General features: G+C 72.3%; 27 protein-coding genes. 6 read left to right on the forward strand and 21 right to left on the reverse strand.

Annotated elements, in window-relative coordinates:
- The first annotated feature begins 29 nt into the window (after nucleotides 1–29).
- Nucleotides 30–581 carry a DUF1697 domain-containing protein gene (locus AMK33_RS02525; protein WP_073931003.1) on the forward strand — a complete coding sequence of 184 codons (552 nt, stop codon included), beginning with the start codon at nucleotides 30–32 and terminating at the stop codon, nucleotides 579–581.
- Between the two features lie 2 nt (nucleotides 582–583).
- Here the strand turns inward: AMK33_RS02525 and AMK33_RS02530 are convergent, their stop codons facing one another.
- The 15 genes from AMK33_RS02530 to AMK33_RS02600 all read right to left on the reverse strand — a co-directional run bounded on the left by AMK33_RS02530 (nucleotide 584) and on the right by AMK33_RS02600 (nucleotide 15,753).
- Nucleotides 584–1,321 carry a sirohydrochlorin chelatase gene (locus tag AMK33_RS02530; protein ID WP_073931004.1) on the reverse strand — a complete coding sequence of 246 codons (738 nt, stop codon included), beginning with the start codon at nucleotides 1,319–1,321 and terminating at the stop codon, nucleotides 584–586.
- Between the two features lie 8 nt (nucleotides 1,322–1,329).
- The gene (locus AMK33_RS02535) at nucleotides 1,330–2,226 is read right to left on the reverse strand and encodes an ABC transporter permease (protein WP_073931005.1); all 897 of its coding nucleotides are present in this window, start codon (nucleotides 2,224–2,226) and stop codon (nucleotides 1,330–1,332) included.
- Complete coding sequence (locus tag AMK33_RS02540; RefSeq protein WP_073931006.1) at nucleotides 2,213–3,001, reverse strand: ABC transporter ATP-binding protein; 789 nt, start codon at nucleotides 2,999–3,001, stop codon at nucleotides 2,213–2,215. The genes AMK33_RS02535 and AMK33_RS02540 overlap by 14 nt, the downstream gene beginning before the upstream one ends.
- Nucleotides 3,002–3,037: 36 nt before the next feature.
- Nucleotides 3,038–4,141 (reverse strand): aliphatic sulfonate ABC transporter substrate-binding protein, encoded by a 1,104-nt coding sequence (locus tag AMK33_RS02545; protein WP_073931007.1) that lies wholly within the window; start codon nucleotides 4,139–4,141, stop codon nucleotides 3,038–3,040.
- A gap of 227 nt (nucleotides 4,142–4,368) precedes the next feature.
- Nucleotides 4,369–5,697, reverse strand: coding sequence for a sulfate adenylyltransferase subunit 1 (locus AMK33_RS02555; RefSeq protein ID WP_073931009.1), 1,329 nt, complete (start codon nucleotides 5,695–5,697; stop codon nucleotides 4,369–4,371).
- Nucleotides 5,698–5,869: 172 nt separating this feature from the next.
- Nucleotides 5,870–6,805 (reverse strand): sulfate adenylyltransferase subunit CysD, encoded by a 936-nt coding sequence (cysD, locus tag AMK33_RS02560; protein WP_073931010.1) that lies wholly within the window; start codon nucleotides 6,803–6,805, stop codon nucleotides 5,870–5,872.
- Nucleotides 6,802–7,338, reverse strand: a complete 537-nt coding sequence (cysC, locus tag AMK33_RS02565; protein ID WP_383454785.1) for an adenylyl-sulfate kinase — start codon at nucleotides 7,336–7,338, stop codon at nucleotides 6,802–6,804. Before cysC ends, cysD begins: the two co-directional genes overlap by 4 nt.
- 34 nt (nucleotides 7,339–7,372) lie before the next feature.
- Nucleotides 7,373–8,083, reverse strand: coding sequence for a phosphoadenylyl-sulfate reductase (locus tag AMK33_RS02570; RefSeq protein WP_073931012.1), 711 nt, complete (start codon nucleotides 8,081–8,083; stop codon nucleotides 7,373–7,375).
- The gene (locus AMK33_RS02575; RefSeq protein WP_006136538.1) at nucleotides 8,080–8,259 is read right to left on the reverse strand and encodes a hypothetical protein; all 180 of its coding nucleotides are present in this window, start codon (nucleotides 8,257–8,259) and stop codon (nucleotides 8,080–8,082) included. Before AMK33_RS02575 ends, AMK33_RS02570 begins: the two co-directional genes overlap by 4 nt.
- Nucleotides 8,256–9,971, reverse strand: coding sequence for a sulfite reductase SirA (gene sirA / locus AMK33_RS02580; RefSeq protein WP_073931013.1), 1,716 nt, complete (start codon nucleotides 9,969–9,971; stop codon nucleotides 8,256–8,258). Before sirA ends, AMK33_RS02575 begins: the two co-directional genes overlap by 4 nt.
- A 128-nt stretch (nucleotides 9,972–10,099) precedes the next feature.
- Complete coding sequence (locus AMK33_RS44855) at nucleotides 10,100–10,183, reverse strand: putative leader peptide (RefSeq protein ID WP_310887545.1); 84 nt, start codon at nucleotides 10,181–10,183, stop codon at nucleotides 10,100–10,102.
- A gap of 127 nt (nucleotides 10,184–10,310) precedes the next feature.
- Nucleotides 10,311–10,883 (reverse strand): GNAT family N-acetyltransferase, encoded by a 573-nt coding sequence (locus AMK33_RS02585; RefSeq protein WP_073931014.1) that lies wholly within the window; start codon nucleotides 10,881–10,883, stop codon nucleotides 10,311–10,313.
- Nucleotides 10,884–10,978: 95 nt separating this feature from the next.
- On the reverse strand, nucleotides 10,979–12,250 hold the full coding sequence (locus AMK33_RS02590; RefSeq protein WP_073931015.1) for a hypothetical protein: 1,272 nt from the start codon (nucleotides 12,248–12,250) through the stop codon (nucleotides 10,979–10,981).
- A 198-nt stretch (nucleotides 12,251–12,448) separates the two neighbouring features.
- Nucleotides 12,449–13,738 carry a helix-turn-helix domain-containing protein gene (locus AMK33_RS02595; RefSeq protein ID WP_073931016.1) on the reverse strand — a complete coding sequence of 430 codons (1,290 nt, stop codon included), beginning with the start codon at nucleotides 13,736–13,738 and terminating at the stop codon, nucleotides 12,449–12,451.
- Between the two features lie 380 nt (nucleotides 13,739–14,118).
- On the reverse strand, nucleotides 14,119–15,753 hold the full coding sequence (locus tag AMK33_RS02600; protein ID WP_073931017.1) for an acyl-CoA dehydrogenase family protein: 1,635 nt from the start codon (nucleotides 15,751–15,753) through the stop codon (nucleotides 14,119–14,121).
- Between the two features lie 89 nt (nucleotides 15,754–15,842).
- Here AMK33_RS02600 and AMK33_RS02605 point away from each other — a divergent pair, with 89 nt between their 5' ends.
- Nucleotides 15,843–16,982, forward strand: coding sequence for a YihY/virulence factor BrkB family protein (locus tag AMK33_RS02605; protein WP_073931018.1), 1,140 nt, complete (start codon nucleotides 15,843–15,845; stop codon nucleotides 16,980–16,982).
- A 135-nt stretch (nucleotides 16,983–17,117) separates the two neighbouring features.
- Here AMK33_RS02605 and AMK33_RS02610 read toward each other — a convergent pair whose 3' ends face one another.
- Nucleotides 17,118–17,951 (reverse strand): NmrA family NAD(P)-binding protein, encoded by an 834-nt coding sequence (locus tag AMK33_RS02610; protein ID WP_073931019.1) that lies wholly within the window; start codon nucleotides 17,949–17,951, stop codon nucleotides 17,118–17,120.
- A gap of 81 nt (nucleotides 17,952–18,032) precedes the next feature.
- On the opposite strand from AMK33_RS02610, the gene AMK33_RS02615 reads away from it, so the two are divergent.
- Both AMK33_RS02615 and AMK33_RS02620 read left to right on the forward strand, forming a co-directional pair.
- Nucleotides 18,033–18,968, forward strand: a complete 936-nt coding sequence (locus tag AMK33_RS02615) for an AraC family transcriptional regulator (protein ID WP_073931020.1) — start codon at nucleotides 18,033–18,035, stop codon at nucleotides 18,966–18,968.
- 9 nt (nucleotides 18,969–18,977) lie between these two features.
- Nucleotides 18,978–19,667, forward strand: coding sequence for a helix-turn-helix transcriptional regulator (locus tag AMK33_RS02620; RefSeq protein WP_073931021.1), 690 nt, complete (start codon nucleotides 18,978–18,980; stop codon nucleotides 19,665–19,667).
- Here AMK33_RS02620 and AMK33_RS02625 read toward each other — a convergent pair.
- Nucleotides 19,647–20,051: a VOC family protein gene (locus AMK33_RS02625; RefSeq protein WP_073931022.1), complete on the reverse strand. Its 405-nt coding sequence runs from the start codon at nucleotides 20,049–20,051 to the stop codon at nucleotides 19,647–19,649. The genes AMK33_RS02620 and AMK33_RS02625 overlap by 21 nt on opposite strands.
- A 24-nt stretch (nucleotides 20,052–20,075) precedes the next feature.
- A complete protein-coding gene (locus AMK33_RS02630) occupies nucleotides 20,076–21,191 on the reverse strand; it encodes an NADAR family protein (protein ID WP_073931023.1) in 1,116 nt (371 codons plus the stop codon).
- A 72-nt stretch (nucleotides 21,192–21,263) separates the two neighbouring features.
- Between AMK33_RS02630 and AMK33_RS02635 the strand changes: the two genes are divergently transcribed.
- A complete protein-coding gene (locus tag AMK33_RS02635; protein ID WP_073931024.1) occupies nucleotides 21,264–21,920 on the forward strand; it encodes a ThuA domain-containing protein in 657 nt (218 codons plus the stop codon).
- Here the strand turns inward: AMK33_RS02635 and AMK33_RS02640 are convergent, their stop codons facing one another.
- The 3 genes from AMK33_RS02640 to AMK33_RS02650 form a co-directional block, all read right to left on the reverse strand.
- Nucleotides 21,921–22,826 carry a transporter substrate-binding domain-containing protein gene (locus AMK33_RS02640; RefSeq protein WP_073931025.1) on the reverse strand — a complete coding sequence of 302 codons (906 nt, stop codon included), beginning with the start codon at nucleotides 22,824–22,826 and terminating at the stop codon, nucleotides 21,921–21,923.
- Between the two features lie 12 nt (nucleotides 22,827–22,838).
- The gene (locus AMK33_RS02645; protein WP_073931026.1) at nucleotides 22,839–23,594 is read right to left on the reverse strand and encodes a hypothetical protein; all 756 of its coding nucleotides are present in this window, start codon (nucleotides 23,592–23,594) and stop codon (nucleotides 22,839–22,841) included.
- 96 nt (nucleotides 23,595–23,690) lie between these two features.
- A complete protein-coding gene (locus tag AMK33_RS02650; protein WP_073931027.1) occupies nucleotides 23,691–24,761 on the reverse strand; it encodes a LacI family DNA-binding transcriptional regulator in 1,071 nt (356 codons plus the stop codon).
- Nucleotides 24,762–24,931: 170 nt separating this feature from the next.
- Here AMK33_RS02650 and AMK33_RS02655 point away from each other — a divergent pair, with 170 nt between their 5' ends.
- Entirely contained in the window at nucleotides 24,932–26,479 is a 1,548-nt protein-coding gene (locus tag AMK33_RS02655; protein WP_073931028.1) for a carboxylesterase/lipase family protein, read from the forward strand.
- The last annotated feature ends 118 nt before the right edge of the window (nucleotides 26,480–26,597 follow it).

Raw genomic sequence — 26,597 nt, forward strand, 5'->3', positions numbered from 1 at the left:
GGGTACGACGGCCGTCCTAGGGTGTACGCATGGCGACGACGAGATACGCGGCGCTGCTGCGCGGGATCAACGTGGGCGGTAGCAGAAAAGTCCCGATGGCCGAACTGCGCGCCCTCATGGACGGGCTCGGTCACGACGGGGTGCGCACCCATCTGCAGAGCGGCCAGGCGGTGTTCACCGCCACGCACGGCGACGAGGAGTCACTGGCCGCGGAGTTGTCGGCGGCGATCGAGCGGCACTTCGGCTTCGCCGTGGACGTGATCGTGCGCGACCACGCCTATCTGAAGGGGATCGTCGACGCCTGCCCGTTCCCGGCCGGCGAGCTGGAGCCCAAGCAGCTCCACGTCACCTACTTCTCCGCGCCCGTCACTCCCGGACGCTTCGCCGAGATCGACCGACAGGCGTATCTCCCCGAGGAGTTCCGTCTCGGCGACCGCGCGCTCTACCTGTACGCCCCGAACGGCCTGGGCCGCTCCGGACTCGCCGAACACCTGGCCAAGCCCCGTATCAACAAGGGCGTCGTCGCCACCAGCCGCAACTGGAACACGGTGCGCAGACTGGTGGAGCTCACCGAGGGCTGAGTTCAGGCACCGACCGCCGCGAGCAGCGGCACCCGCGCCGCGTCGTACCGCTCCAGCAGCACCCGCGCCACCTCCGGCGCCGGGCCCAGCACATCCGCGAGGACGTCCGCCTCCGCCGCGCCCCGGGCGATCCGGTCCGGGAGGAAGCCGGGGGCCAGGACGTACGGGGCGACGGCGACGCGTGCGCAGCCGAGGGCGCGCAGTTCGCGTACCGCCTGCTCGGTGCGGGGGAGGGATGCGGAGGCGAACGCAGGCCGCACGGCGCACCAACCGGTGTGCCGCCACTCCCGCGCGATTTCTGCGATCACTGCGATCGCCTCCGGGTCGGAGGACCCCGCCGAGGCCAGTACGACCCCGGTCGAGGACTTGTCGGCGGGCGTGAGGCCCGCCTCGTACAGCCGGCGCTCCAGCGCCGACATCAGCAGCGGTGAGGGGCCCAGCACCTCGGCCTGGCGGATCCGCAGCCGCGACGGGGCCTGGGCCAGCACCGCCGGGATGTCCGCCTTGGCGTGGAAGGCGCGGGTCAGCAGCAGCGGGAGGGCGACCACATCGCGGACGCCCTCCGCGTCCAGGGACTCCAGCACCCCTTTGACGGACGGGATGTTGAAGTCCAGGAACCCGGTCTCCACGCGCAGCCCCGGCCGCAGCGACCGCACCCGCCGCACCAGGGCGTGCACGGTCGCGGCGTGCCGCGGATCGCGGCTGCCGTGGGCGACGACGAGAAGTACCGGACGGCACATGGTGTCCCTCAGCCCTTCACCAGCAGACCGCGGCTGCGCAGCACCCACCGCTCCAGCGGGCTGAAGATCAGCAGGTCGATGGCGATACCGACGGTCAGGATCAGCAGAATGGCCTCGAAGACCATGGCCATGTCGCTGGCGTTGCGGCCGTTCTCCAGGAGCTGGCCGAGGCCCACGCCGAGGTCCGGGAAGGACGCGATGATCTCCGCGGCCATCAGCGAACGCCAGGAGAACGCCCAGCCCTGCTTCAGACCCGCCACATAGCCCGGCAGCGCGGCCGGCAGCACGATGTGCCAGGTGCCCTTCAGGCCCGTCGCGCCCAGCGTCCGGCCGGCCCGCAGGAACAGCGGGGGCACCTGGTCGACGCCGGACACCAGGCCGTTGGCGATCGAGGGGACCGCGCCGAGCAGGATGACGGCGTACATCATCTGGTTGTTGAGCCCCAGCCAGATCACCGCCGGCGGCACCCACGCCACCGACGGCAGCGACTGCAGACCGGACAGGATCGGCCCGATCGCCGCGCGCACGAACTTCACCCGCGCCACCAGCAGCCCCAGCGGGGTGCCGATCAGCAGCGCGAAGAAGAAGCCGAGCAGGCCGCGCGAGACGCTGGTCCAGATGTAGCCGAGCAACTCGCCCTGGAGCCACGCCTGCCGGAGGACGTCCCACACGGCGCCCGGCGAGGGCAGCTTGGTCGGATCGTCGACGATCTTGAACGACACCAGGGCCTGCCACACCGCCAGCACCAGGGCGATGGCGACGACCGGCGGCAGGATCTTCTCCACGAAGGTCTGCCGCAGCGGCTTGCGCCCGGTCTGCACCGTCTCCAGTGCGTCGAGGCCCGCCTCCAGACCGGCGAGGTCGCCCCCGTCCTTGTCCTTGGCGGTCGTCTCAGTGCTGGCCATGACGGCGGATCTCCCCACGGAGTTCTTCGGTGATCTCGACGGACAGTTCCGCCACGGCGGTGTCCTCGATACGGCGCGGATGCGGGATGCCCACCGTCCACTCGCGGGCGATCCGGCCCGGACGGGAGGACAGCAGCACCACTCGCTGCGCGAGCCGTACGGCCTCGCGCACGTTGTGTGTGACGAACAGCACGGACAGCCGCGTCTCGCGCCAGATCCTGGTCAGCTCGTCGTGCAGCACGTCCCGCGTGATGGCGTCCAGCGCCGCGAACGGCTCGTCCATCAGCAGCAGCCGGCTGTCCTGGGCGATCGCCCGCGCCAGCGCCACGCGCTGCCGCATACCGCCGGACAGCTCGTGCACCCGCTTGCCGTGCGCGCCCTTCAGCCGGACGAGCTCAAGGAGTTCCTCGGCCCGTTCGCGGCGCTCGTTCTTCTGAACGCCCCGCAGCTTCAGCGCGAGTTCGATGTTCTTGCCCGCGGTCAGCCACGGGAAGAGGGCGTGCTCCTGGAACATCAGGGCCGGCCGCCCGTCCGTGCTGATCGTGCCGGCCGTGGGGCGGTCGAGCCCCGCGACCAGGTTGAGCAGCGTGGACTTGCCGCAGCCCGAGGCACCCAGGAGGGTGACGAACTCACCGGGCGCGACATCGAGGCTGATGTCGTCCAGCACGAGCTGCTGTCCGGCGGGGCCCGCGAACGACTTCGAGACATGCTCGATGCGGGCGGCGTGGGTGGCCGCCTCGGTGCCGTCGGCGGCCTTGGCGAGGGTCGTGGCCATGGTCGTCACCTCCTGGGAAATCTTCGTGATCCGGGCTTACTTGACGCCGAGTCCGGCGTCGTCGACGGCCGGTTCGCCGGCGGCCTTCAGGACCTTGTCGAGCAGCGTGAGGTCGTAGATGCCGTCCAGGTCGGGCTGGTCCAGCAGGCCCGCCTTGACGGCGTGCTCCGCCTGCGCGTCGAGGGTGGCGGCCAGCGGGTCGTCGGTGAACTCGATCGACTCCCACGCCGGGTCCAGCACCTCGGCGGGCAGCGCCTTGCCGGAGTCCTTCTCCAACTGCTCGTTGGCGGCGGTCTTCGCCTCGTCCGGGTTGGCGTTGATCCACCGGTTGGCCTCGACGGACGCCTTCAGCACCGCCTCGACGGCCTTCGGGTGCTCCTCGAGGAACTCCTGGCGCACGATGATGTTCGTGATCACGAACTTCTCGTCCGGCCACAGCGACGCCTCGTCCAGCAGCACCTTGCCGCCCTGCGCGACCAGCTTCGACGCGGTCGGCTCCGGCACCCAGGCGCCGTCGACCGAACCGGCCTTGAACGCGTCCGGGGTGACCTTGTTGTCGCTGCGGACGACCGTGACGTCGCCCTTGCCGCTCTGGGCGTCGACCTTCCAGCCCTGCTCGGCCGCCCAGTTGAGGAACGCCACGTCCTGGGTGTTGCCGAGCTGCGGGGTCGCGATCCGCTTGCCCTCGACGTCCTCCAGCGACTTCACCTTGTCCGGGTTCACCACGAGCTTCACCCCGCCGGACGCCGAACCGCCGATGATCCGCAGGTTCTTGCCGCCGGACTTGGTGTAGCCGTTGATGGCGGGGGACGGGCCGATGAACCCGATGTCGATGGAACCGGAGTTGAGCGCCTCGATCTCCGACGGCCCCGCGTTGAAGACGGCGTACTTCGCCTCCGTGGCGCCGAGTTCCTTCTGGAACAGACCCTTGTTGTTGCCCACCAGGGCGGTGCCGTGGGTGAGGTTGCCGAAGTAGCCGATCCTGACGGAGTCGAGACCGTCGATCTTCTTCGCCCCGGCGGCGACCTTCGCGGCGCCGTCGTCCTTGGCCTGGGAGCCGTAGCCGCAGGCGGCCAGGGTGAGCAGCGGGAGCGCGGCTATGACCGCGAGGGTACGGCGCAGGGCGGTTGTGGCAGGCACGGGAGGTGTTCCTCTCGGAGGCCCGGCGGTCACGGTCCTGGTCTCAGGCCGTGGCCGGGAAGTCGGCAGGTTTTCGTCTACGGCGGTGGGGAGTGAGGGCGCGCGAGCGGTGCGCGTACGTCATCGCGCACATCGGTCCACCCCGCCCTGCCCGCTGCCGAGAGCGCCGCTGCCGACGCGGCCGCCCTCCTTCGCGAACTCGGAGTAGAAATCGGTGGGGTTCATGCTCAGAAGTCCCACCCGTCGTCCTCGGCCTCGTCCTTGACGGGCTCCGGTGCGGCGAAGGACTCACCGACCATGCCGGCGGTGAGCGTGGTGCCGTCGCTGGGGTCGATGAGGATGAACGAACCGGTGCGCCGGGAGTCCGCGTAGGAGTCGGCGGGCAGCGGTTCGGCGGTACGGATCTTCACCCGGCCGATGTCGTTGGCGTTGAGGGTGCCGGGGTGCGGGTGCAGCGACAGATCGTCCAGCGTCAGCCGGGACGGGATGTCCTTCACGATCGCCTTGACGGTGCGGGTGCCGTGCTTGAGCAGCACCCGGTGGCCGACGGTCAGCGGCTGGTCGGCGACGTGGCACACGGTGGCCTCGACGTCCTGCGAGGTGGCCGGCGCGTCCTTGCTGGGGACGAGCAGGTCACCGCGGGAGATGTCGATGTCGTCGGCCAGCAGCAGCGTCACCGACTGCGGCGTCCAGGCGACGTCGACCGGCTCGCCCAGCAGGTCGATCCCCGTGACCGTCGTCGTCCGCCCGGACGGCAGCACGGTCACCGGGTCGCCCACCCGGAACGTGCCGGCGGCGATCTGGCCCGCGTAGCCCCGGTAGTCGGGGTGCTCGGCGCTCTGCGGCCGGATCACGTACTGCACGGGCAGCCGGGCGTGGCAGTGCGCCAGGTCGTGGCTGACCGGGACGGTCTCCAGGTGCTCCAGCACGGTGGGGCCGCCGTACCAGTCCATGTGCGCGGACGGCTCCACCACGTTGTCGCCGACCAGCGCCGAGATCGGGATCGCGGTGACCTCGGGGACGCCCAGCTCGGTCGCGTACGCCGTGAACTCCTCGGCGATCGCGGCGAACACGGACTCCTGGTAGTCGACCAGGTCCATCTTGTTGACGGCGAGGACGACGTGCGGGACGCGCAGCAGGGCGGCGATGGCGGCGTGCCGGCGGGTCTGCTCGACGACACCGTTGCGGGCGTCGACCAGGATCACCGTCAGCTCGGCCGTGGAGGCGCCGGTGACCATGTTCCGCGTGTACTGCACATGACCCGGCGTGTCGGCGAGGATGAACCGGCGCCGGGGCGTGGCGAAGTAGCGGTAGGCCACGTCGATGGTGATGCCCTGCTCCCGCTCGGCCCGCAGGCCGTCGGTGAGCAGCGCGAGGTCGGGCGCCTCCTGGCCCCGGCTCGCCGACGCCCGCTCCACGGCCTCCAGTTGGTCGGTGAGGACCGACTTGGAGTCGTGCAGCAGCCGGCCCACCAGGGTGGACTTGCCGTCGTCGACGGAACCGGCGGTGGCGAACCGCAGCAGCGTCGTTGTCGCCAACTGCTCGACTGGCGTCATGCGTAATCCCTTTGCTACATTCCGTGGCGGCCGCCGGGTCGGCGGTTTCGGCCTGTGGAGCTGGTGTAAGACCTCGGCTCGGGTTCGTCCCGGGGGCAATTGGCTGTGAAGCAGGAAGCCCGGTGAGCGATCGCCGGATTCTGTGGCCTGCGGGCGACAGAAGAGGCCAAGTCTAGAAGTACCCCTCTCGTTTGCGGTCTTCCATGGCCGCCTCGGAGAGCTTGTCGTCGGCTCGCGTCGCACCGCGTTCGGTGAGGCGCGAGGCGGCGATCTCGGTGATCACCTTCTCGATGGTGTCGGCGTCGGAGTCCACCGCGCCGGTGCAGGACATGTCGCCCACCGTCCGGTAGCGCACCAGCCGCTTCTCGACGGTCTCGCCGTCCTTCGGGCCGCCCCACTCACCGGCGGTCAGCCACATGCCGCCGCGGGCGAACACCTCGCGCTCGTGCGCGTAGTAGATCTCCGGCAGTTCGATGCCCTCGCGGGCGATGTACTGCCACACGTCCAGCTCGGTCCAGTTGGACAGCGGGAACACGCGGACGTGCTCACCGGGGGCGTGCCGGCCGTTGTAGAGGTTCCACAGCTCGGGGCGCTGGCGGCGCGGGTCCCACTGGGAGAACTCGTCGCGCAGCGAGAACACCCGCTCCTTCGCGCGGGCCTTCTCCTCGTCGCGGCGCCCGCCGCCGAACACGGCGTCGAACTTCTCGCTCTGGATCTTCTCGGTGAGCGGTACGGTCTGCAGCGGGTTGCGGGTGCCGTCCGGGCGCTCCTTGAGCACCCCGCGGTCGATGTAGTCCTGCACGGAGGCGACGTGCAGCCGCAGCCCGTGCCTGGCGACCGTGCGGTCGCGGTAGTCGAGGACCTCGGGGAAGTTGTGCCCGGTGTCGACGTGCAGCAGCGAGAACGGGACCGGCGCCGGGGTGAACGCCTTCAGCGCCAGGTGCAGCATGAGGATGGAGTCCTTGCCGCCGGAGAACAGGATCACCGGCTTCTCGAACTCACCCGCCACCTCGCGGAAGATGTGCACCGCCTCGGACTCGAGGGCGTCCAGGTGGGAGAGGGCGTACGGGCTGTCCGTGCCCTCCTTCACGGTGGCGACGGTCGTCATGCCAGTCCCCTTTCGCTGAGCGCGGCGTACACCGACGCCGCGGACTCCTGCACGGTCTGGTTCTGGGACTCGATCCGCAGATCGGGTGTCTCGGGCTCCTCGTACGGGTCGTCCACTCCGGTCAGCCCGGTCAGTTCACCCGCGGCCTGCTTGGCGTACAGGCCCTTCACATCGCGTACGGAGCACACCTCGACCGGGGTCGCCACATGCACCTCGACGTACGGCGTGCCGTTCGTCTCGTGCCGCCCCCGGACCGCGTCCCGGCTGTCCGCGTACGGCGCGATGACCGGGACGAGCGCGGTGACGCCGTTGCGGGCGAGCAGTTCGGCGACGAAGCCGATGCGCTGCACGTTGGTGTGCCGGTCCTCGCGGGTGAAGCCGAGGCCCGCGGAGAGGAACTCGCGGATCTCGTCGCCGTCGAGCACCTCGACCCGGCGGCCCTGCTCGCGCAGCCGGCCCGCCAGCTCGTGGGCGATGGTGGTCTTGCCTGCGCTCGGCAGACCCGTGAGCCAGACGGTGGCTCCGGTCGTCACGTGGTTCTCCTGGGTCTCGGTGGTCGTCGTCATGTCAGCCGTGCAGCCCGCACTCGGTCTTGGCGCGGCCCGCCCAGCGGCCGGCGCGTGCGTCCTCGCCCTCCAGCACCCGACGGGTGCAGGGCGCGCAGCCCACGGAGGCATAGCCGTCCATCAGCAGCGGATTCGTGAGGACGCCGTGCTCGTCGACGTACGTTTGCACATCTTCCTGTGACCACTTCGCGATGGGGGAGATCTTCACCTTCCGCCGCTTCTCGTCCCAGCCGACGACCGGGGTGTTCGCCCGGGTCGGGGACTCGTCGCGGCGCAGGCCGGTCGCCCAGGCCACATAGCCCTTCAGGCCCTCCTCCAGCGGCCGGACCTTGCGCAGCTTGCAGCACAGGTCGGGGTCGCGGTCGTGCAGCTTCGGGCCGTACTCCGCGTCCTGCTCGGCGACCGTCTGCCGCGGGGTGAGCGTGATGACGTTCACGTCCATCACGGCCTCCACCGCGTCCCGGGTGCCGATGGTCTCCGGGAAGTGGTAGCCGGTGTCGAGGAACACCACGTCCACTCCGGGCATCGCGCGGGAGGCGAGGTGGGCGACGACCGCGTCCTCCATCGAGGAGGTCACGCAGAACCGCTTGCCGAAGGTCTCGGCGGCCCACCGGAGGATCTCCAGGGCGGAGGCGTCCTCCAGGTCCCGGCCCGCCTGCTCGGCCAGTGCCTTCAGGTCCTCGGTGGTGCGCTCTTCCTGAACAGCAGTCATGTCCGGTCCCCTCCCGTGTCGGATCGCTCAAGCCCCCGGGCGAGCAGCCCGAGGAACTTCAGCTGAAAGGCTCGGTTGCACGCGCCGCATTCCCAGGCGCCGTGGCCCTGTTCGGCCGGACGCAGGTCCTCGTCCCCGCAGTAGGGGCAGTAGAACGGCGCCGCACGCTCGCTCACGACAGGGCCTCCTCGGAGGCGCGGGCCGCCCAACGGGCGAAGCGCTCGCCGTCCTCGCGCTCGGCCTGGTAGCGCTTGAGGACGCGCTCCACGTAGTCCGGCAGCTCCTCGGCCGTGACCTTCAGGCCGCGCACCTTGCGGCCGAAGCCGGGCTCCAGGCCGAGAGCGCCGCCCAGGTGCACCTGGTAGCCCTCGACCTGCTCGCCCTCGGCGTTCAGCACCAGTTGGCCCTTGAGGCCGATGTCCGCGGTCTGGATGCGGGCACAGGCGTTCGGGCAGCCGTTGAGGTTGATGGTGAGGGGCTCGTCGAACTCCGGGAGGCGCCGCTCCAGCTCGTCGATGAGCGAGGCGCCGCGCGCCTTGGTCTCGACGATGGCGAGCTTGCAGAACTCGATGCCGGTGCAGGCCATCGTGCCGCGCCGGAAGGTGGAGGGCCGGGCGGTGAGGTCCAGCGCCTCCAGGGACTCGACGAGGGAGTCGACCTGCCCCTCCTCGACGTCGAGGACGATCATCTTCTGCTCGACCGTGGTGCGCACCCGGCCCGAGCCGTGCGTCTCCGCCAGGTCGGCGATCTTGGTCAGGACCGTGCCGTCGACGCGGCCGACGCGCGGGGCGAAGCCGACGTAGTAGCGGCCGTCCTTCTGCCGGTGCACGCCGATGTGGTCGCGCCAGCGGCTGGTCGGCTCGGCGGGTGCGGGGCCGTCGGTCAGCTTGCGCTTCAGGTACTCGTCCTCCAGCACCTGGCGGAACTTCTCCGCTCCCCAGTCGGCGACCAGGAACTTCAGGCGGGCGCGGTTGCGCAGCCGCCGGTAGCCGTAGTCACGGAAGATCGAGATGACGCCCTCGTAGACGTCGGGCACGTCGTCGACCGGCACCCAGGCGCCCAGGCGCACGCCCAGCTTGGGGTTGGTGGACAGGCCGCCGCCGACCCACAGGTCGAAGCCCGGCCCGTGCTCGGGGTGCTCGACGCCGACGAAGGCCACGTCGTTGATCTCGTGCACCACGTCCAGCACCGGCGACCCGGAGATCGCGGTCTTGAACTTCCGCGGCAGGTTCGAGTACGCCGGGTTGTTCAGGACCCGGCGCTTCATCTCCTCCAGCGCCGGCGTGCCGTCGATGATCTCGTCCTCGGCGATGCCCGCGACGGGGGAGCCGATCATCACGCGGGGCGTGTCGCCGCAGGCGGTGACCGTGGACAGGCCGACGGCCTCCAGGCGATTCCAGATCTCGGGGACGTCCTCGATGCGGATCCAGTGGTACTGGACGTTCTGCCGGTCGGTGATGTCGGCCGTGCCGCGCGCGAATTCCTGCGAGATCTCGCCGATGACCCGCAACTGCGCGGTGGTCAGCGCACCGCCGTCGATACGGACGCGCAGCATGAAGTAGCTGTCGTCCAGCTCCTCCGGCTCCAGGACGGCCGTCTTCCCGCCGTCGATGCCCTGCTTGCGCTGGGTGTACAGCCCCCACCAGCGCATGCGTCCGCGCAGGTCGCTGGGGTCGATCGAGTCGAAACCGCGCTTGGAGTAGATCGTCTCAATGCGTGTCCGCACATTGAGACCGTCGTCGTCCTTCTTCACCTGCTCGTTGCCGTTGAGCGGGGTGAAGTGACCCGCGGCCCACTGTCCCTCTCCGCGGTGACGGCTCACCTTGCGGCGGGGAGTCGCGGCGGCAGGCTTCTGCGCGGCGGCAGGGTTCTGCGGGGTGGCGGCCATGGTTGATACGTCCTTCGGGACAGGCGGGAATGCGGCTCTGACCTGCGCATACGTGCGCACGGATCCAAGTGCGCGTCATTGCGCGGGGAGTGAGGCGAAGAAGGGATGTCGGGCGGTGCTGGGTGCTCTCAGCGCGCCGGACAGATGGCGCTGGACATGCGGCCGAGGTCGACGTGCCGCCGACTCACCAAGGCGATTCCAGTTCCAGGCATGGCGGAAGCGTGTCATGGCGTTCTGGACACAGTCCAGCTTCGTCCAAAATTCGGACACCCTTGTCTCGGAATGAGAGACAAGGGTGTGCTTGGTCACAAGCGCCGCAGGCGGTCTTGTCCGCGCTGGTCAGGCAGGGTAGGCCCCGGCCCACGGACCCGGCGTCGGCGCCTCCGGCTCCTCCTCGACCTTGGTGTCGAACAGGGTGAAGCCCCGGCGCCGGTAGTTGTCCATGGCGTGCTCGCCGTCCTTGCTGCAGGTGTGCAGCCACACCCGCGTGGTCGGCTTCAGCTCCGGCCGGCGGTCCGCCAGGTCCCAGGCGCGGGCCGTGCCGTACGACAGCAGGTGCCCGCCGATGCGCCGCCCCCGGAAGGCGGGCAGCAGCCCGAAGTAGACGATCTCGACGACCCCGTCCGCCTGGGCCTCCAGCTCCACGTACCCGGCCGGCGTCCCCCGGTCGTAGGCGACCCAGGTCTCCACCTCGGGCCGGTCCAGGTGCTCCAGCCACCGCGCGTACGTCCAGCCCAGCCGGTCGGTCCAGCGGATGTCACCGCCGACCGAGGCGTACAGGAAACGGCTGAACTCGGGGGAGGGCACCTCGGAGCGGACGACCCGCACGTCCCCCTCGGGCACGGCGGCCGGAAGGAGGTCGGTGGGCGCGGTCTGCTCCAGGGACCAGGTGGTCACGGAGATGGTCGTCATGCCGGAAAGGGAACCATCCGGCACGAGCTTCTGTCGAACGCCTGATCGGGGTGCGGACAGGTCCTGGTCCGGCAGGTCCTCGTCCGGCAGGTGTCCTAGTCCAGGGACCGGTCCACGGACGTCAGCGGCAGCGCGAACAGCATCCGGCCGGACTGGGACCACACGTCGCCGGTCTCCTCCCAGTAGGAAAGGGACGCCGCCGGGCCGCTCCAGCAGCGGTGGGTCTCGTCCGCGCCGCAGCGGGTGGGGCGGGCCCCGTCCGTGTCCTGCCGCCACAGCGTGCCGCGCTCGTCCGGTGTCCCGGTCATCCGGCCCAGGTACCAGCCCGACCGGTACGACAGCACACTGCGCACATCGGTCAGTTCCGTCTCGTACGCCCCGACCGGGTCCGCGTCGAGCAGTCCCGTGCGCTCCGGTTCGGTGCTGAAGGCGTACCGCCACAGCCGGGTCGGCCCGTCCTCGTCCGCGGGCACCGCCTCGCGGGTGACCAGGCTGTCGGGTGCGGTGCTGCGGTCCAGGGAGATGCCGTCCGGCCGGGGCGCGTCGGCCCCGTTCGTCCGGTAGGAGGCGACGGCCGGCAGCACGTACCGCGCCCCCGCCGCCGACCAGCCGCCGGGCACCCGCCCGACCGACGTGCCGTCCACGGTGGCCCGCTGGACCCGGCCCAGGTCGTACACGTACAGCGCGCTGTCGTCCGCCGGGCCCGCGGTGACCAGCAGTTTGTCCTGGTACCAGACCATGCCGGACACGGCGGAGCCCAGCCCGCGGTAGTCGCGGCCGCCGTCCACCGGGACGGTCAGCAGGGCCCAGGTGTAGCGGAGGTCGTCCGGGTCGCCGGCGTCCACGAAGGCGACGCGGGCGAGACCGTCCTCGGCCGGGGTGCCGGTGCTGCGGCTCCATCCGGAGAGGATCACCCGGTGCTCGCCCCAGCGGCCGTCGTCGTCCGCGTCCCCGGAGGTGGTGACCGCGCCGGACCGCCAGCCGTCGGTGTCGGCGCCCGGCCAGCAGTACGCGTGGGTCGCGGCGGGCTCGACCGGCAGGGCCCGCCGGTCGTCGTCCGTACAGTCCTCCGCGTCGCCCAGGGAGCCGTCGGGATCGGCGAGCACGGAACCGACACCGACCGGCCGGCCCATCCCGTCGGAGAGCCGGTCCAGCGCCTCGCGCGGCACGTGGTGCTCGGTCAGCCGCAGCGGCGCGGTCTCGGCGGACGCGGTGAGCGGCTTCAGCGCCCCGGGGTCGTCGGCGTCGGTGGCCTGGGAGGCGCTGATCATGGTGGCGGCCGCGGTCAGCGCGAGGGCGGTCCCGGCCAGCGCCGCCCGCAGCGCCCTGCCCTGCCTGCGTCGGCGGTGTCTGCCGCGATGCTTCATGACGTCCTCCCGAGACGAGCCAACTGCGTCCGGTGGTCCGAGGGTTGACCGTGGAGCAGTTGGGGTGGCCCGTACCCGGATGCTACGGCAGCCGAACGACCCGGGAGCCGAAGACCCTGCAAATATGCGAAACAGCGACCTTCCGAGCGTGCCCCCGAGCACACCTGTACGACCCCGCGCGGTCTTGACGGACGGGGGTCAGGCTTCCCGCCCCGGCCGCCGCCGCCGGCCCAGCGCCGGGGCCGTCGAGTGGGGGAACAGGTCGCGCGGGTCGTCAGGGAGGACGGTCCTCACCTCGACGGTCTCCGTGAAGCGGTAGGGGCGGTGGTCCAGGAGGGGGCCCAGATAGCGGCGTACACGGGACATCTCCGCGCGGACCGTCACCGTACGGGCCGGGTCGCCGAAGACGTCCCGGGCGAGGTCCGCGGCGCTGCGCCCCGCGCGGTGCACGGCCAGCAGATACAGCAACTCGGCGTGCCGGGGGCTCAGTTCCCGGGTCCACGAGCCCGCCCCGCCGGACACCTCCACCGACCAGCGGCGCGGCCCCCTCAGGTCCAGCACGATCCGGGACGAGGAACGTGCCACCGGTTCGTCCGCCGCCCGCACCAGCCAGCCCCCGGCCAGCGGCTCCAGCGAGCAGCGGCCCAGCGCGGACAGCCACCGCATGCCCGCCGACACCGACTTGGGCAACGCCAGCCGCTCCGTGTACGGCATCCCCGTCACCGCCGCCGTCCACCCCTGCCGGTCCACGACCAGCGCCCGCCCGTCGATCCGGGCCAGCACCGGAGCCGCCACCGCGCGCAGCCGCTCCAGCGACCGCAGATGCGTCTCCCGCAGCCGCGCCTCGGCGAGCTTGGCCACCGAGTCCACCCACGCCAGCGTGGCCGGGTGCATCGTCTCCAGCGGCCCGCTCACATCCACCACGCCGATCAGCCGTCCGTCGCGGGGATCGGTGATCGGCGCCCCGGCACACGTCCAGGTGGCGTGCGACCGTACGAAGTGCTCGGCGGCGAACACCTGCACGGGGCGCCGCGTCACCGCCGGCGTCCCCACCCCGTTGGTGCCGACGACCTCCTCGCGCCAGTCCGCGCCGATCTCGAAGCCCAGCCCGTCGGCCTTGCGCAGCACCCGCGGGCTGCCCTCCCGCCACAGCACCCGGCCCTCCTCGTCGGCCACCACCATGATGTGATGGGCGACGTCAGCGACCGACAGCAGCCCCTCCCGCAGCACCGGCAGCACCTGCCGCAGCGTCGACGACTCCCGCCGCCGCTGCACCTCCTCCCAGGACAGCAGACCGCTGCGGAAGTCGTGGTCCGGGTCCACACCACTGCGCAGCATCCGCTCCCAGGACTGCCCGATCACCGGGCGGGGGGCCACGGGCGTACGCTGCCCGGAGAGCGCGGCGGAGCGGACCTCGTCGAGCACCCGCGCGGCACGCGCGGTGTCGACGGCGGCCAGCCGCGTCACGTCCATCGGCGAGAGCGCCACCGGTCCTCCCGGGAAGAAAGCCTGTCAGGACTCATACTGCCGCCTGCCCCCGGCACGGACGCCCAGTACGGCCACGACAACAACAAGTTGCAACCCCTTGCAACCCTGGTGGAGAGCCCCCGACTGTTTGAAACTTGACCGACGCCGTCCCGAGCGGCGTCCACGGCTCGTAAGGGGCCTGTGCGGCGGGGGTGGTGCCGTGTCGGCGCAGCACCACCCCCGCGTCATGCCTGCGGCAGCCGGACGGTGTGCGCGGCACGGGGTGCGGCTTGATGCGCGTCGGCGGCTGTCGGGCCGTGGGTGGCCGGTCGCGCAGTTCCCCGCGCCCCTTGGGTGGGCGTCCTTGGCCGGGATCTGGCGGGGCCCTGGGCCGGGCCCCCTCAGGACACCGGTCGGGCCCGCTCCACCACCGACGCCAGGTCCAGCGTGTGCGGCAGCGTCCCGAACGCCGCGCCCCCGTCGCCGCCCAGCCGCGCCGCGCAGAACGCGTCCGCCACCTGCGGCGGCGCGTACCGCACCAGCAGCGACCCCTGGAGCACCAGCGCCAGGCGCTCCACCAGCCGCCGCGCCCGCCCCTCGACGCCCTCCAGGTCCGCCAGTTCGGTCAGCAGGTCCTTGATCGCCGCGTCCAGCCGGTGATCCGCCCCGCGCGCCCGCCCCACCTCCCGCAGACAGGCGTCCAGCGCCGCCGGCTCCCGGCGCAGCGCCCGCAGCACGTCCAGCGCCTGGACGTTCCCCGCGCCCTCCCAGATCGAGTTCAGCGGCGACTCCCGCACCAGCCGGGGCATCCCCGACTCCTCCACGTACCCGTTGCCGCCCAGGCACTCCGCCGCCTCCACCGCGAGCGGCGCGCACCGCTTGGTCACCCAGTACTTCGCCGCCGGCACCGCGATCCGCAGCAGCGCCCGCTCCTGCTCACCGCCGTCGTCGTACGCCGCCGCCAGCCGCAGCGCCAGCGTGGTGGCCGCCTCCGACTCCAGCGCCAGATCGGCCAGCACATTGCGCATCAGCGGCTTGTCGACGAGCTTCCCGCCGAACGCCTCCCGGTACGCGCAGTGGTGCACCGCCTGCGCCACGGCCTGCCGCATCAGCCCCGCCGAGCCCAGCACACAGTCCAGCCGGGTCGCCGCCACCATCCCGATGATGGTGTGCACCCCGCGCCCTTCCTCCCCGACCCGGCGCGCCCACGTCCCGGCGAACTCGACCTCGGCCGACGCGTTGGACCGGTTGCCCAGCTTGTCCTTCAGCCGCTGGATCAGGAACACGTTGCGCGCACCGTCCTCCAGCACGCGCGGCACGAGGAAACACGTGAGCCCGCCGGGCGCCTGCGCCAGCACCAGGAAGGCGTCCGACATCGGCGCCGAGCAGAACCACTTGTGCCCGGTCAGCTCGTACGCGCCGTCCTCGGCCAGCGGCCGCGCCGCCGTCGTGTTCGCCCGTACGTCGCTGCCGCCCTGCTTCTCCGTCATGCCCATCCCGAACAGGGCACCGGGCTTCTGCCCCGGCGGCCGCAGGGCACGGTCGTAGACCGTCGACGTCAGCCGGGGCTCCCACGCCGCCGCCAGCGCCGGATCGGCGCGCAACGCGGGAACCGCCGCGTGGGTCATCGACAGCGGACAGCCGTTGCCGGCCTCGACCTGCGTCCACACCAGGAACGCCGCCGCCCGCCGCACATGCCCGCCCGGCCGCCCCCACGCCGCCGTCAGCCCCGCCGAGACGCCCTTGCCGAGCAGCCGGTGCCAGGACGGATGGAAGTCGACCTCGTCGATCCGGTGACCGTAGCGGTCGTGGGTGCGCAGCCGCGGCGGATTCTCGTTCGCCAGCACCCCCCACTCCTGCACCTGCGCGGACCCGGCGGTCCGCCCCAGCCCCGACAGCTCGGAGCGGCCCTCGTCCAGCACGTCCGGCGCCAGATGCCGCTCGACCGCCTCCACCAGAGCCCGGTCGGCGCCGAACACGTCGTACTGCACCAGCGGGGGAGCCTGATTGGACACGGTGTGCGTGGTGCCTGCCATGCCCACGAACCTACCCCGCGGTACGCCGGCCTCACCCGCCGATCCGGCCTCGGGTGAGTGCGACCTGGTACGACGGATACCTTTAGGTCGTGCAGCCAGCAAGTGAATCCCCCGACGAGCCCTCCGGCCGCCTCCACCGGGCCCGGGCCCTCTACCGGAACGTCTCCAAGCGCAGGACCGCCTGGCTGCTGCTGAAGGACACCGTCAACTCGTGCATGGAGTACCGCATCCTGGGCCTGGCGGCCGAGGCGGCGTTCTTCACGCTGCTGTCGGTGCCCCCGCTGCTGCTCAGCATGATCGGCCTCCTCGGCTACGTCGACGCCTGGACCGGCGCCGACACCATCCAGAGCCTGCAGCGCAACCTCCTGGACGCCTCGCAGACGGTGCTCTCCGACCGGGGCGTGAAGGAGATCGCGGAGCCGATCCTGCGGGACGTCACCAAGGGCGGCCGGCCCGACGTGATCTCCCTCGGCTTCCTGATCGCCGTGTGGTCGGGCTCCCGCGCGGTGAACGTCTTCATCGAGACCATCACCGTCATGTACGGCCTCGACGGCGTCCGGGGCATCGTGAAGACCCGGCTGCTGGCCTTCCTGCTGTTCATCGTGGCCCTGCTGATCGGCTCGATCGCGCTGCCGCTGATGGTGGCGGGACCGGACGCGGTCGTCCGGGTGGTGCCCTGGTCGACGACGCTCGTCCAGATCCTCTACTGGCCGGTCGTCATCCTGCTCTCCGTCGCCTTCCTGACCACGCTGTACCACGTCTCCGTGCCCGTGCGCTCCCCGTGGATCGAGGACGTGCCCGGCGCGCTGGTCGCCCTCGCCATGTGGGTGCTCGGCAGCTTCCTGCTGCGGCTCTACCTGACGAACACCGTCGAGGGACCCACGATCTACGGCTCCCTCGCGGCCCCCGTCGCCGTACTGCTGTGGATCGGTGTGTCCGCGTTCGCCGTGCTCGTCGGGGCCGCGGTCAACGCGGCCATCGACCGGGTCTGGCCGGCCGCCGCGACGGCCGCGGCCCGTGAGGCGAACGAGCGGCTGCGGCAGGCGCAGGTCGCCGAGTACGTCGCCCGCACCACCGCGGCCGGGGAGGCGGACCCCGACATGCCCTCCGAGTTCCCCGAACGCTGGTCCCGCTTCCTTCCCCCGGAGGACGTCACGGCGCGCCTGCGCACACACGTGAAGTCCACGCACCCGAGGAACGGGGAGGGGCCGGGGCACGAGGAGAAATGAGCCGTTTCCCACCCCGCTCCTCAAACGCCGGAGGGGCTGATTTCCAGCCCCTCCGGCGTTTGAGGAGCGGGGGCCCGGGGACAGCGCCCCCGGGATGGGACGGGTAAGGGCGGCGGGGGCGAGAAAAAATCAGGCTCACGCCTTCCAGGTACCGGCCCCCGCCTCCTCCGCCACGAAGTCGGCGAAGTCCCGCGGCCCCCGCCCCAGCACCTGCCGCACCCCGTCCTCCACCCGCGCGTTCCGACCGTCGAGCAACGTCTCGAACAGCCCGGTGAGGAAGGCGGCCTCCTCCGACGGCACCCCGAGACCGACCAGCGCCTCGCCGTAGTCCCGCGCCGGCACCGCCCGGTACGCCAGCGACCGCCCCGTCGTCGCCGCGATCTCCGCCACCGCCTCCCCCCAGGTCAGCAGCCGGGGTCCGGTCACGGAGAGCGTCCGCCCGACATACCGCTCCCCGCCCGTCACCGCGGCCACCACCACCTCCGCGATGTCCCGCACGTCCACGAACGGCTCGGCCACCTCACCCGCCGGGAACACCAGCTCCCCGCCCCGCACCTCCGCCACCAGCGGCCCCTCGCTGAAGTTCTGCGCGAACCACGCGGCCCGTACGACCGTCCAGTCCGCGCCCGAAGCGCGCAGCGCCTCCTCGGTGGGCAGCGCCTGGTCCTCGCCCCGCGCCGACAGCAGCACCAGCCGCCGTACCCCCAGACCGACCGCCGTCCCGGCCAGCTCACCGACCGCCTCCGCGGTCCCCGGGGCGCCGACGTCCGCCGGGTGGACGAGGTACGCCGCGCCGGCACCCCGCAGGGTCTCCGCCCACGTCGACCGGTCCGCCCAGTCGAACCCGGTCGCCCGCGACGCCGCCCGCACCGTCAGCCCCGCCGCCCCGGCGGCCCGCGCCACCCGGCTTCCCGTACGCCCCGTCGCGCCCGTCACCACGATCGTCATGTTCTTGGTGTCCTGTGTCATGCCGACGAGTCAACTCCCGCACGCCGCACGGAACCATCGCTGAACGGCTCGTTCCCATAAGCCCGCGTCTACGCTGCTCCCATGGACGCACTCACCGGCCTGCTCGAGGGCCCCCGCGCGCGGGGCGCGTTCATGATCAGGGCCTGTCTCGACCCGCCGTGGGCGATCCGCGTGGAGGACCGCGCCCCCCTGACGCTGATGCTGCTCGTCCGCGGCGAGGCGTGGATCGTGCCGGACGGGGGAGAGCGCCTCCGGCTGCGCCCCGGCGACCTCGCCATCGCGCGCGGCCCCGACCCGTACACCTGCGCCGACGACCCGGCCACGGCCCCGCAGGCGCTGATCCTGCCCGGCGGCGAGTGCTCCTACCCCGACGGGCGCCCCCTGAACGGCGTCATGGACCTGGGCGTCCGCACCTGGGGCCACCGGCCGGACGGCGGGACGGTGGTGCTGATCGGCACCTACCAGATGCGGGGCGAGATCGGCGGCCGGCTCCTGGACGCGCTGCCGCCGCTGCTCTCCCTCACCACCGACGTGTGGGACTGCCCGCTCACGCCGTTCCTCAGCGAGGAGATCGTGCGCGACGCCCCCGGTCAGGAGGTCGTCCTGGACAGGCTGCTCGACCTGCTGGTCATCGCCGCGCTGCGCGCCTGGTTCGCCCGCCCGGAGGCGGAACCGCCCGCCTGGTACCGCGCCCAGGCCGACCCGGTCGTGGGCCCGGTCGTCCGGCTGCTCCAGGACGACCCCGCCCACCCGTGGACGGTCGCCACGCTCGCCGCGAAGGCCGGGGTCTCCCGCGCCGCCCTCGCCCGCCGCTTCACCGAACTCGTCGGCGAACCCCCGATGACCTACCTCACCGGCTGGCGCCTCGCCCTCGCCGCGGACCGCCTCCGCGACACCGACGACACCATCGGCGCGATCGCCCGCCAGGTCGGCTACGGCAGCGCGTTCGCCCTGTCCACGGCCTTCAAACGGGCCTACGAGGTCAGCCCGCAGGAGTGGCGGACGCGGGCGGCGTAGCCTGGGGGCGTGTACAGGGAGCGGGCGTCACGGCTGACGGGCGCGGTCGTGTGGACCAACACCCCGTCCACGAGCGGGCAGGGCCGGGTGCTCCCCGACGGCTGCATGGACCTGCTCTGGAACGAGGGCCGCCTGCTGGTCGCCGGCCCCGACACCCACGCCCACCTCACCGAAGGCCGGCCGAGCACATGGGCGGGCGTCCGCTTCCGTCCCGGCACCGCGCCCGCCCTGCTCGGCGTACCCGCCCACGAGCTGCGCGACCTCCGCGTCGCCCTGTCCGACCTGTGGCCGGCGGCCGACGTACGCCGCATGACCGCCCGGGTGAACGCGGCGGACGATCCGGCGCACGCCCTGGAGGACCTGGCCCTGCGCCGGGCGGCACGGACGCCCCCGCCCGACCCCCTGCTCGGACGCCTGGTCACCGCCCTCGACGCGGGCCGCCCGGTGGCCACCACCGCCGACGAACTGGGCGTGGGCGCCCGCCAGTTGCACCGCCGCTCGCTGGCCGCGTTCGGCTACGGCCCGAAGACCCTGGCCCGCATCCTCCGGATGCGCCGTGCCCTCGCCCTGGCCCGGACGGGCGTCCCCTTCGCGGAGACGGCCACCCGGACCGGCTACGCGGACCAGGCCCATCTCTCCCGCGAGATACGGGACTTGACGGGCCTGCCGCTGGGCGAGCTACTGACCGCTCACGGCTAGCGGCGCGAACAGGTCCACCCCGTTCCCGTCCGGGTCGAGGAGGACGGCGTACCGCTGCCCCCACACGGCGTCCCACGGCTTGAGCTCGAAACCGCTCCCGGCGTCCACCATCTCCGTGAAAAGCGTGTCGACCTCCGCGGGACTGTCGCACCGCAGCGCCAGGGAGGTCCTGCCCCCGCCCGACGGCGGCTCCCATTCCGTGTGGAAGGACCGGACCACCTCCTCCGTGTCGAGCAGCAACCGCAGCCCTCCCGGCAGCCCGGCCTCCACGTGTCCCTGCGCCTCGGCCCCCTCGGGGAAGGCGAACCCGAGACGCCGGTAGAAGGCGACGGAGGCGGCCATGTCCGAGACGACCATCCCGATGGCATCGAATCGTGCACTCATGCGGCCCACCGTAGGACCGTGCCCCTACGACGGTCTTGAAGGAATCGGACACGCGAGTTCGGACCGGACCAGTTCGAGGAGGCGGCCGGTCCAGTTGCGGCCCCTGCCGCTGTCGTCGCCCCAGAACGCGGAGTCGGAGTCGCCGTAGACGATCGTCGCGTCCTCGGTGCCGAGGAGGACGCGGGCCAGTTCCGGATGCCGGGTGAACTTGGCGCGCAGCAGTGCCGTCATGACGGCGGTCCGCCGCCGTTCCCAGCCCTCGCTCCGCTCGGCGTCGGCGGCCAGGTTCCGGGCGCTGAACGTGCTGTCCGCGGCGGCGACCGCCTCCCGCAGGGCGGGGTCGGCGACGGAGAGGGCCCAGTAGGCGTGGGTGACGGTGGGGTAGGTGACGCCGTCGGCCTCGACGGGCGCCGGGTACTCGTTGCGCAGCGCCTTCGTGCCCGGGTCGTCGGACGGCTTGAGCGGATAACTCTCGTACAGGTGGACCGCGGGGGCGACGGCGGTCGCGGGACCGTCGGCCGGAACGCGCGCACGCGCCTTCGCCATCCACTCGGCCCGCTCCTCGAAGTAGGAGAGCGCCCAGTCGTACTGGTCCTGCGTGACCTCCTCGTCGGGCCGGCGGTCGGTGGTCCCGCCGGGGCCGGCCACCAGCACCTGCAACGGCCGGTCCTTGTGGTCCATGTCGCCCAGCGCGTAGTGCCGCTGCGTCTCGGGAATGGCGAAGTACAGGTCGCGTGCCGCCTCCCGGTTCTCCTCGGAGCGGTCGGCCAGGAACACGTCGACCGCCGCCAGACAGCGGCCCGTCGAGTCCGGGCGCCTGTTGAGCTGGTCGATCGTGTCCCGTATCTCGGCGACCAGGACCTCGGGAGTGAGCCAGGTCTGCGGCTCGGCGAACTTCCACCGGGCCAGGTCGAAGGCGGACGCCTCGGCACCCTCGGGGAGTTCGGTCGCGACCCAGCCGCTGCGCAGCTTCTCCTCGAACTCCTCCAGGGTGACCAGTCCCCAGCAGTCGATGAGCCCGTCCGCGTAGATGAACAGGTCGGTCAGGTGGTAGTCGAGGTTACGGATGAAGGCGTGCCGCCAGGTTCCGGGGACGCGTACGCCGTCCGCCATGCGGTAGGTGATCCGGTTGCCGATCATCCGCACATTCTGGGGGACCACGACGGCTGCCCGACATCGAGTTTCCGGCGCCCGCCGCATAGGCTCCCGCCCATGCCCGCCTCCGCACGCCCCGCCCTCCTCGTGTACACCCGCACCACCGACTACCGGCACGACTCCATCCCCGCCGGCGTCGCCGCCCTGCGCACCCTCGGCGACTTCACCGTCGACGCCACCGAGGACCCGGCCGCCCTCGAGGGACCGCTGGACCGGTACGCCGCCGTCGTCTTCCTCTCCACCAGCGGCGAGGTGCTCACCCCGGCCGGGCGGCAGCGACTCGCGGCGTACGTCGAGGCGGGCGGGGGGTTCGTGGGCGTGCACGCCGCCGCCTGTACGGAGTACGACTGGCCGTACTACGGCGAACTCCTCGGCGCCCGCTTCGACAGGCACCCCGCCTTCCAGCCGGGCCGCGCCCTGACCGAGGACCACGACCATCCGGCGACCCGACACCTGCCCGCCGTATGGGAGTTCACCGACGAGTGGTACGACTTCCGCACCAACCCCCGTGGTGCGGTACGGGTCCTCGTCACCGCCGACGAGTCGTCGTACGACGGCGGCGGCATGGGCACCGACCACCCGCTGGCCTGGTGCCGCGAACAGGGCGCGGGCCGCGTCTTCTACACCGCCCTCGGCCACGCCGCCGAGGCCTACGACGACCCGGACTTCCGCGCCCATCTGCTCGGCGGCATCACCTGGGCCACCGCCCGCTGATCACTCCTTGCAGGAGGAGTACGTGTTCACGTCCTGCGGCTCGGGACGGAAGCGGTTCTCCCAGTCACCGGGGTAGGCGGCGACCAGGGCGGGCAGTTGGGCCTTCACATCGCTGGCCCACTCGTCGGTGATGTAGCGGCGCAGGGCGTCCCGCAGCTTGTCGCAGTCGCCCCGGCGGCCCTCCGGCAGCGCGATGCCGTACCTGTTGATGTTGCCGAACGAGACGTCGGGCACGACCTTGACGGGCGTGGCGCTGTTCTTCTGCTGCTCCACGTATCCGTAGAGCAGTGCCTCGTCGGTGAACACGGCGTCGACGTCGCCCTGTTGGACCTTGCGCACACACGTCGAGTAGTCGCTCTCCGTGTGCGGTGTCGCGCCGCCTGGCAGCGCGGCGATGGCCGCCGTCGAGCCCTCGACCGTGCAGATCACCTTGTCCTCGACGTCCTTCTCGGTCTTGATGCCGTCGTAGTCCTCGCGGACCAGGAACGCCTGCTTGGTGACGAAATAGGGCCCCACGAAGTCGACCTGCTCGTCCCGTCGCGGGGTGATCGAGTACGTACCGATGACCAGCGTCGACGACTTCTCGACGAGCTCCTGCTCGCGCTTGGCGGACACCACGTCGTGCCACCTCGGGGTGAAGCCGATCCGCTTGCCGAGGTAGGCGGCCAGGTCCGGCTCGAAGCCGCGGTCGGTGTGCTCGCTGTGCAGGTTGAACCCCGGCTGGTCGGTCTTGCCGCCGATGTAGACGGTGCCGGTGAGGGAGGTCTCCTGGTCCGCCCCGTCCGCCGTCCACCCGCAGGCCGCGACGGTGAACAGCAGGGCGGCGGCCACCGCGACCCGCGCGCACCGGTGACCGGGGGAGCGGAGGGAGTACGGGCGGCGCGGCGAATGCGTGTTGGCTGTCACTGGCTTCTTTCCCTAGTCGTCCAGGTGCGCGGAGGCGACGGACAGGTCCACTTCGCAGCCCTGCTCGGCGTCGAGCAGGACGGACAGCTCGATATCGGTCACCCCTCGCCCCAGGGCGAAGGTGAACTCCGTGCCGGGGGCACCCGTCCGCACCTGGTCCTTCCCGGCGCCCGCCGTGGAGGTCACGGTCAGCCCGGTGCCGGGCACGCACACCGGGGCGGCGGGGTCGTGCGGGGCGATGTCGAAGGTGATGGTGAGCCGCGGCTTCGGGTCGTCGGTGTGCAGGGAGGCGTGGACGGTGTCGCCGTTCACCAGGGGAGGGGCGACGTCGAGCTCCACGCGGTGCGTCACGTCCACGGGGCGGCTGTCCAGGAACGCCCAGGTGCCCCAGGCCGGCAGTCCCACGGCCAGGACGGCCAGCGGGATCACCACGAGGACGAACGGCGGCCACAGCGGCGGCTGCCCGTCGGGGCCCCGGCGCCCGATCAGCGGCAGCATGGCGGCGGCGAACGCCAGCAGCGCCGCCGCCGTCACGCCGACCACCGCGGCGTCCCCGCCGAGCGTCAGCCAGATGGCACCCGCCCCGAGGACGGTCACGAGATCGGCCAGGAGCAGGAGGGTGATCACCCACGCGCCCGCGGCGGCGTCGCGGACCCGCAGCGCCGCACGCCGCAGCCACGAGGGACGCGGACCGTCGTCGCCCGGGGAATCCGGGGGATCGGCACCTGTCGAGGCGCTCGGTGTCGCGCTCGTCACGTCGTTGGTCACGCGCGCAGCATAGGGGCGCACGGGGTGACAAACTGGAGGATGTCACCCGGGCGGCTGACTACGGTACGAAGTGGCCCGTAACGGCGCTTGGTTGTGCTACCGAACGTCCCCCGAACCGTCGGACGGGTCCCGTGGCCGTGCCGTGCTGGCGCGTTCCACCAGGCGGGTCGACAGTTCCGTGCGGGTGCTCTCCGGGCGGTGGCCGTCCATCATGCGCAGCAGCAGCCGCAGGGCCGTCGCCGCCATCTCGGACAGGGGCTGGCGGACCGTGGTCAGGGCCGGGGTGAGCCAGCGGGCCTCGGGCAGGTCGTCGTAGCCGACCACGCTCATGTCGTCCGGTACGCGCAGACCCCGCTCGGCCAGGGCCTCGTAGACGTCCAGCGCCATCCGGTCCGAACAGACGAAGACGGCCGTGGGCGGCTCGGGCAGATCGAGGAGCTCGCGCACGTGGCGGCCGGCCGCGCCCTCACCGGAACCGGCGTGCCGGACGTACTCGGGGCGGTGCCGCACACCCGCCGCGGCGAGGGCCGAGCGGTAACCGGCGATCCGCGCGTCGGCGCACAGCGTGTGCCGGTGGCCGGCCACGACAGCGATGCGCTCGTGCCCCAGGGCCAGCAGGTGCTCGGTCGCCGTCACCCCGCCCCGCCAGTTCGCCGCGCCCACCGAGACCACGCCCGCAGGTGGTTCGAGCACCGGGTCGATCATCACGAACGGGATGCGGTGCTGCTGGAGCCACGCGTACTGCGGCTCGCTCAGCTCGGCCAGGTGGAACAGCACCCCCGACGATCCCCGCAGGACGAGTTTGTCCAGCCACCCCCGCTCCGGCCGCTCCGCACGGCTCCGCGTCAGGGCCGCCGAGACGACGAGCTCGAGACCCGCGTCGTCCGCCGCCTCCTCCGCGCCGTGCAGCACCGCGCCCGACCCGGAGGTCTCCAGCGAGTGCACCACGAGGTCCACCAGACGCGGTGCCCTCCCGCCGTCGAACCGGGGTCTCCTGATGTACCCGAGCCGGTCCAGTGCCTCGGTGACGCGGCGGCGGGTCTCGGGAGCCACGTCCTCGCGGCCGTTGACCACCTTGGACGCGGTCGGCACGGACACCCCCGCCTCACGGGCCACCACCGCCAGCGTCGGCCCGGCCGTCACGCCGGCACTCCCCGCACGGACCATCGAGCACCCACCTCTTCGAATAGAAAGCGCTTCCTACTGTAGATCCGGTGCGCCGGGGCGGGAAGAACTCTCACGCGTACCCGGGAATACCGATGGGCGGCGCGGTGCTCTCGTGTTACCGGTGGGTCCGGCGGGTGCGTGACGCGGCGCGGTGAAGGGCTGGTGGGCACATGACGGCAGACCGAGTGAACCCCGTGACCAGAACCCCGTACGGAGCCGTCCGCGGCCGCTGGGAGCAGGGCGTGGCCGTCTTCCGGGGCATCCCCTACGCGGCACCCCCCTTCGGCCCCCGCCGCTTCCGCCCGCCCACTCCGCCCGAACCCTGGGACGGCGTACGCGAGGCCGCCGCCTTCGGCCCGACGGCCCCGAAACCCCCGTACTCGGAGGCCTTCGCGCAGTACCTGTCCGACCCGGCCGTCCCCGGCGACGACTGCCTCAACCTCAACGTCTGGACCCCCGACCCCGCCCCCGGCGCCCGCCTCCCCGTCCTCGTATGGCTCCACGGCGGCGCCCTGACCAGGGGCTCCTCGGCGGTCCCCGTCTACGACGGCCGCACCTTCGCCCGCGACGGCGTGGTGTTCGTGTCGGTCAACTACCGCCTCGGCGTCGAGGGCTACGGCCTCTTCCCGGACGCCCCCGCCAACCCCGGCCTGCGCGACCAGCTCGCCGCGCTGCACTGGGTCCACGAGTCGATCGGGGCCTTCGGCGGCGACCCGGACCGCATCACCCTCGGCGGCCAGTCCGCCGGAGCGATCAGCACGGGCGCGATCGTCGCCGCCCCGCAGGCGCAGGGCCTGGTCCGCCGGGCCGTCCTGCAGAGCGGCCCGCCCGAGACCACCGACCGCGACAAGGTGCGCCGCATGGTCCGCCGCATGGCGAACCGCCTCAAGGTCCCCGCCACCGCCGAGGCCTTCGCCGCCGTCGACCGCGACCAACTCCTCCGCGCCCAGGCCGACATCGGCCGCCTCAGCAGCCCGATACTCGGCGGCCCCGCCTTCGGCATCGTCACCGACGGCGACCTGGTCCCGCGCGACCCCCTGGAGGCGCTCACCGACGGCGCGGCCCCCGGCGTGGAGCTGCTGACCGGCTGGACCCGCGACGAGTACCGCCTCTGGCTGGTCCCCGGCGGCCTGGTGGAACGCGTCGACCGCCTCGGCGCGGTCGCCCTGGCCGACGCGATGGCCCGCTGCCGCTGCGGCAGCGAGGTCCCGCGCGGCTACCGCGCCCTGCGCCCCGACGCCGGTACGGCGGAACTCGTCGGCCAACTGGTCACCGACCACCTGCTCCGCGTCCCCCTGCACCGCCTCGCCGACGGCCGTCAGGACCCTTCCTACGTCTACGAGTTCGCCTGGCCCTCCCACCGCCCCGGCATGGGCGCCTGCCACGCCCTGGAACTCGGCTTCGTCTTCGACAGCGGGGACGAGCCGGACGCCCGCAAACTCGCCGGCGAGGGCGCCCCGCAGGACCTCGCCGACGCGATGCACGGAGCGTGGGTACGGTTCGTCACCGACGGCTCACCGGGCTGGGAGCGCTGGGACGCGCACCACCCGGTGCAGGTGTACGGCGACGGCGACCCGCACGTCGAACACGGCCCCCGGGACCGCGAACTCGCCCTGTGGACCACACCCGCCCCCGAGGCCCCCGCGCCCGCCACGCCCCCCGAACTCCGCTCGGTCGTACGCCGCCTGCGCCGCAGCGGCGCACTCCGCCGGAACTGACACGGGCGTTCGGCCGGGCAGGTCGAACCCGCGGGGTACGAGACGCCGGGGCGCCGCCTGTCCGAGAGAAGTGAAGAACGGGCCGGCTCGTCCCGGCCCCTCGGGGAGACGTTGACCT

The organism is Streptomyces sp. CB02400, from assembly GCF_001905725.1.
In the GTDB taxonomy this organism is placed as follows: domain Bacteria; phylum Actinomycetota; class Actinomycetes; order Streptomycetales; family Streptomycetaceae; genus Streptomyces; species Streptomyces atrovirens.

Bases quoted from the DNA above. Each gene is read 5' to 3' on its own strand.
- AMK33_RS02525 (WP_073931003.1), top strand. From the start codon at position 30: ATGGCGACGACGAGATACGCGGCGCTGCTGCGCGGGATCAACGTGGGC.
- AMK33_RS02600 (WP_073931017.1), bottom strand. From the start codon at position 15,753: ATGGCAGGCACCACGCACACCGTGTCCAATCAGGCTCCCCCGCTGGTG.
- AMK33_RS02615 (WP_073931020.1), top strand. From the start codon at position 18,033: ATGGACGCACTCACCGGCCTGCTCGAGGGCCCCCGCGCGCGGGGCGCG.
- AMK33_RS02630 (WP_073931023.1), bottom strand. From the start codon at position 21,191: ATGATCGGCAACCGGATCACCTACCGCATGGCGGACGGCGTACGCGTC.
- AMK33_RS02585 (WP_073931014.1), bottom strand. From the start codon at position 10,883: ATGACGACCATCTCCGTGACCACCTGGTCCCTGGAGCAGACCGCGCCC.
- AMK33_RS02650 (WP_073931027.1), bottom strand. From the start codon at position 24,761: ATGGTCCGTGCGGGGAGTGCCGGCGTGACGGCCGGGCCGACGCTGGCG.
- AMK33_RS44855 (WP_310887545.1), bottom strand. From the start codon at position 10,183: ATGCCTGGAACTGGAATCGCCTTGGTGAGTCGGCGGCACGTCGACCTC.
- AMK33_RS02555 (WP_073931009.1), bottom strand. From the start codon at position 5,697: ATGACGCCAGTCGAGCAGTTGGCGACAACGACGCTGCTGCGGTTCGCC.
- AMK33_RS02635 (WP_073931024.1), top strand. From the start codon at position 21,264: ATGCCCGCCTCCGCACGCCCCGCCCTCCTCGTGTACACCCGCACCACC.
- AMK33_RS02540 (WP_073931006.1), bottom strand. From the start codon at position 3,001: ATGGCCACGACCCTCGCCAAGGCCGCCGACGGCACCGAGGCGGCCACC.
- AMK33_RS02610 (WP_073931019.1), bottom strand. From the start codon at position 17,951: ATGACACAGGACACCAAGAACATGACGATCGTGGTGACGGGCGCGACG.
- AMK33_RS02590 (WP_073931015.1), bottom strand. From the start codon at position 12,250: ATGAAGCATCGCGGCAGACACCGCCGACGCAGGCAGGGCAGGGCGCTG.
- AMK33_RS02655 (WP_073931028.1), top strand. From the start codon at position 24,932: ATGACGGCAGACCGAGTGAACCCCGTGACCAGAACCCCGTACGGAGCC.
- sirA (WP_073931013.1), bottom strand. From the start codon at position 9,971: ATGGCCGCCACCCCGCAGAACCCTGCCGCCGCGCAGAAGCCTGCCGCC.
- AMK33_RS02570 (WP_073931012.1), bottom strand. From the start codon at position 8,083: ATGACTGCTGTTCAGGAAGAGCGCACCACCGAGGACCTGAAGGCACTG.
- cysD (WP_073931010.1), bottom strand. From the start codon at position 6,805: ATGACGACCGTCGCCACCGTGAAGGAGGGCACGGACAGCCCGTACGCC.
- AMK33_RS02535 (WP_073931005.1), bottom strand. From the start codon at position 2,226: ATGGCCAGCACTGAGACGACCGCCAAGGACAAGGACGGGGGCGACCTC.
- AMK33_RS02625 (WP_073931022.1), bottom strand. From the start codon at position 20,051: ATGAGTGCACGATTCGATGCCATCGGGATGGTCGTCTCGGACATGGCC.
- AMK33_RS02530 (WP_073931004.1), bottom strand. From the start codon at position 1,321: ATGTGCCGTCCGGTACTTCTCGTCGTCGCCCACGGCAGCCGCGATCCG.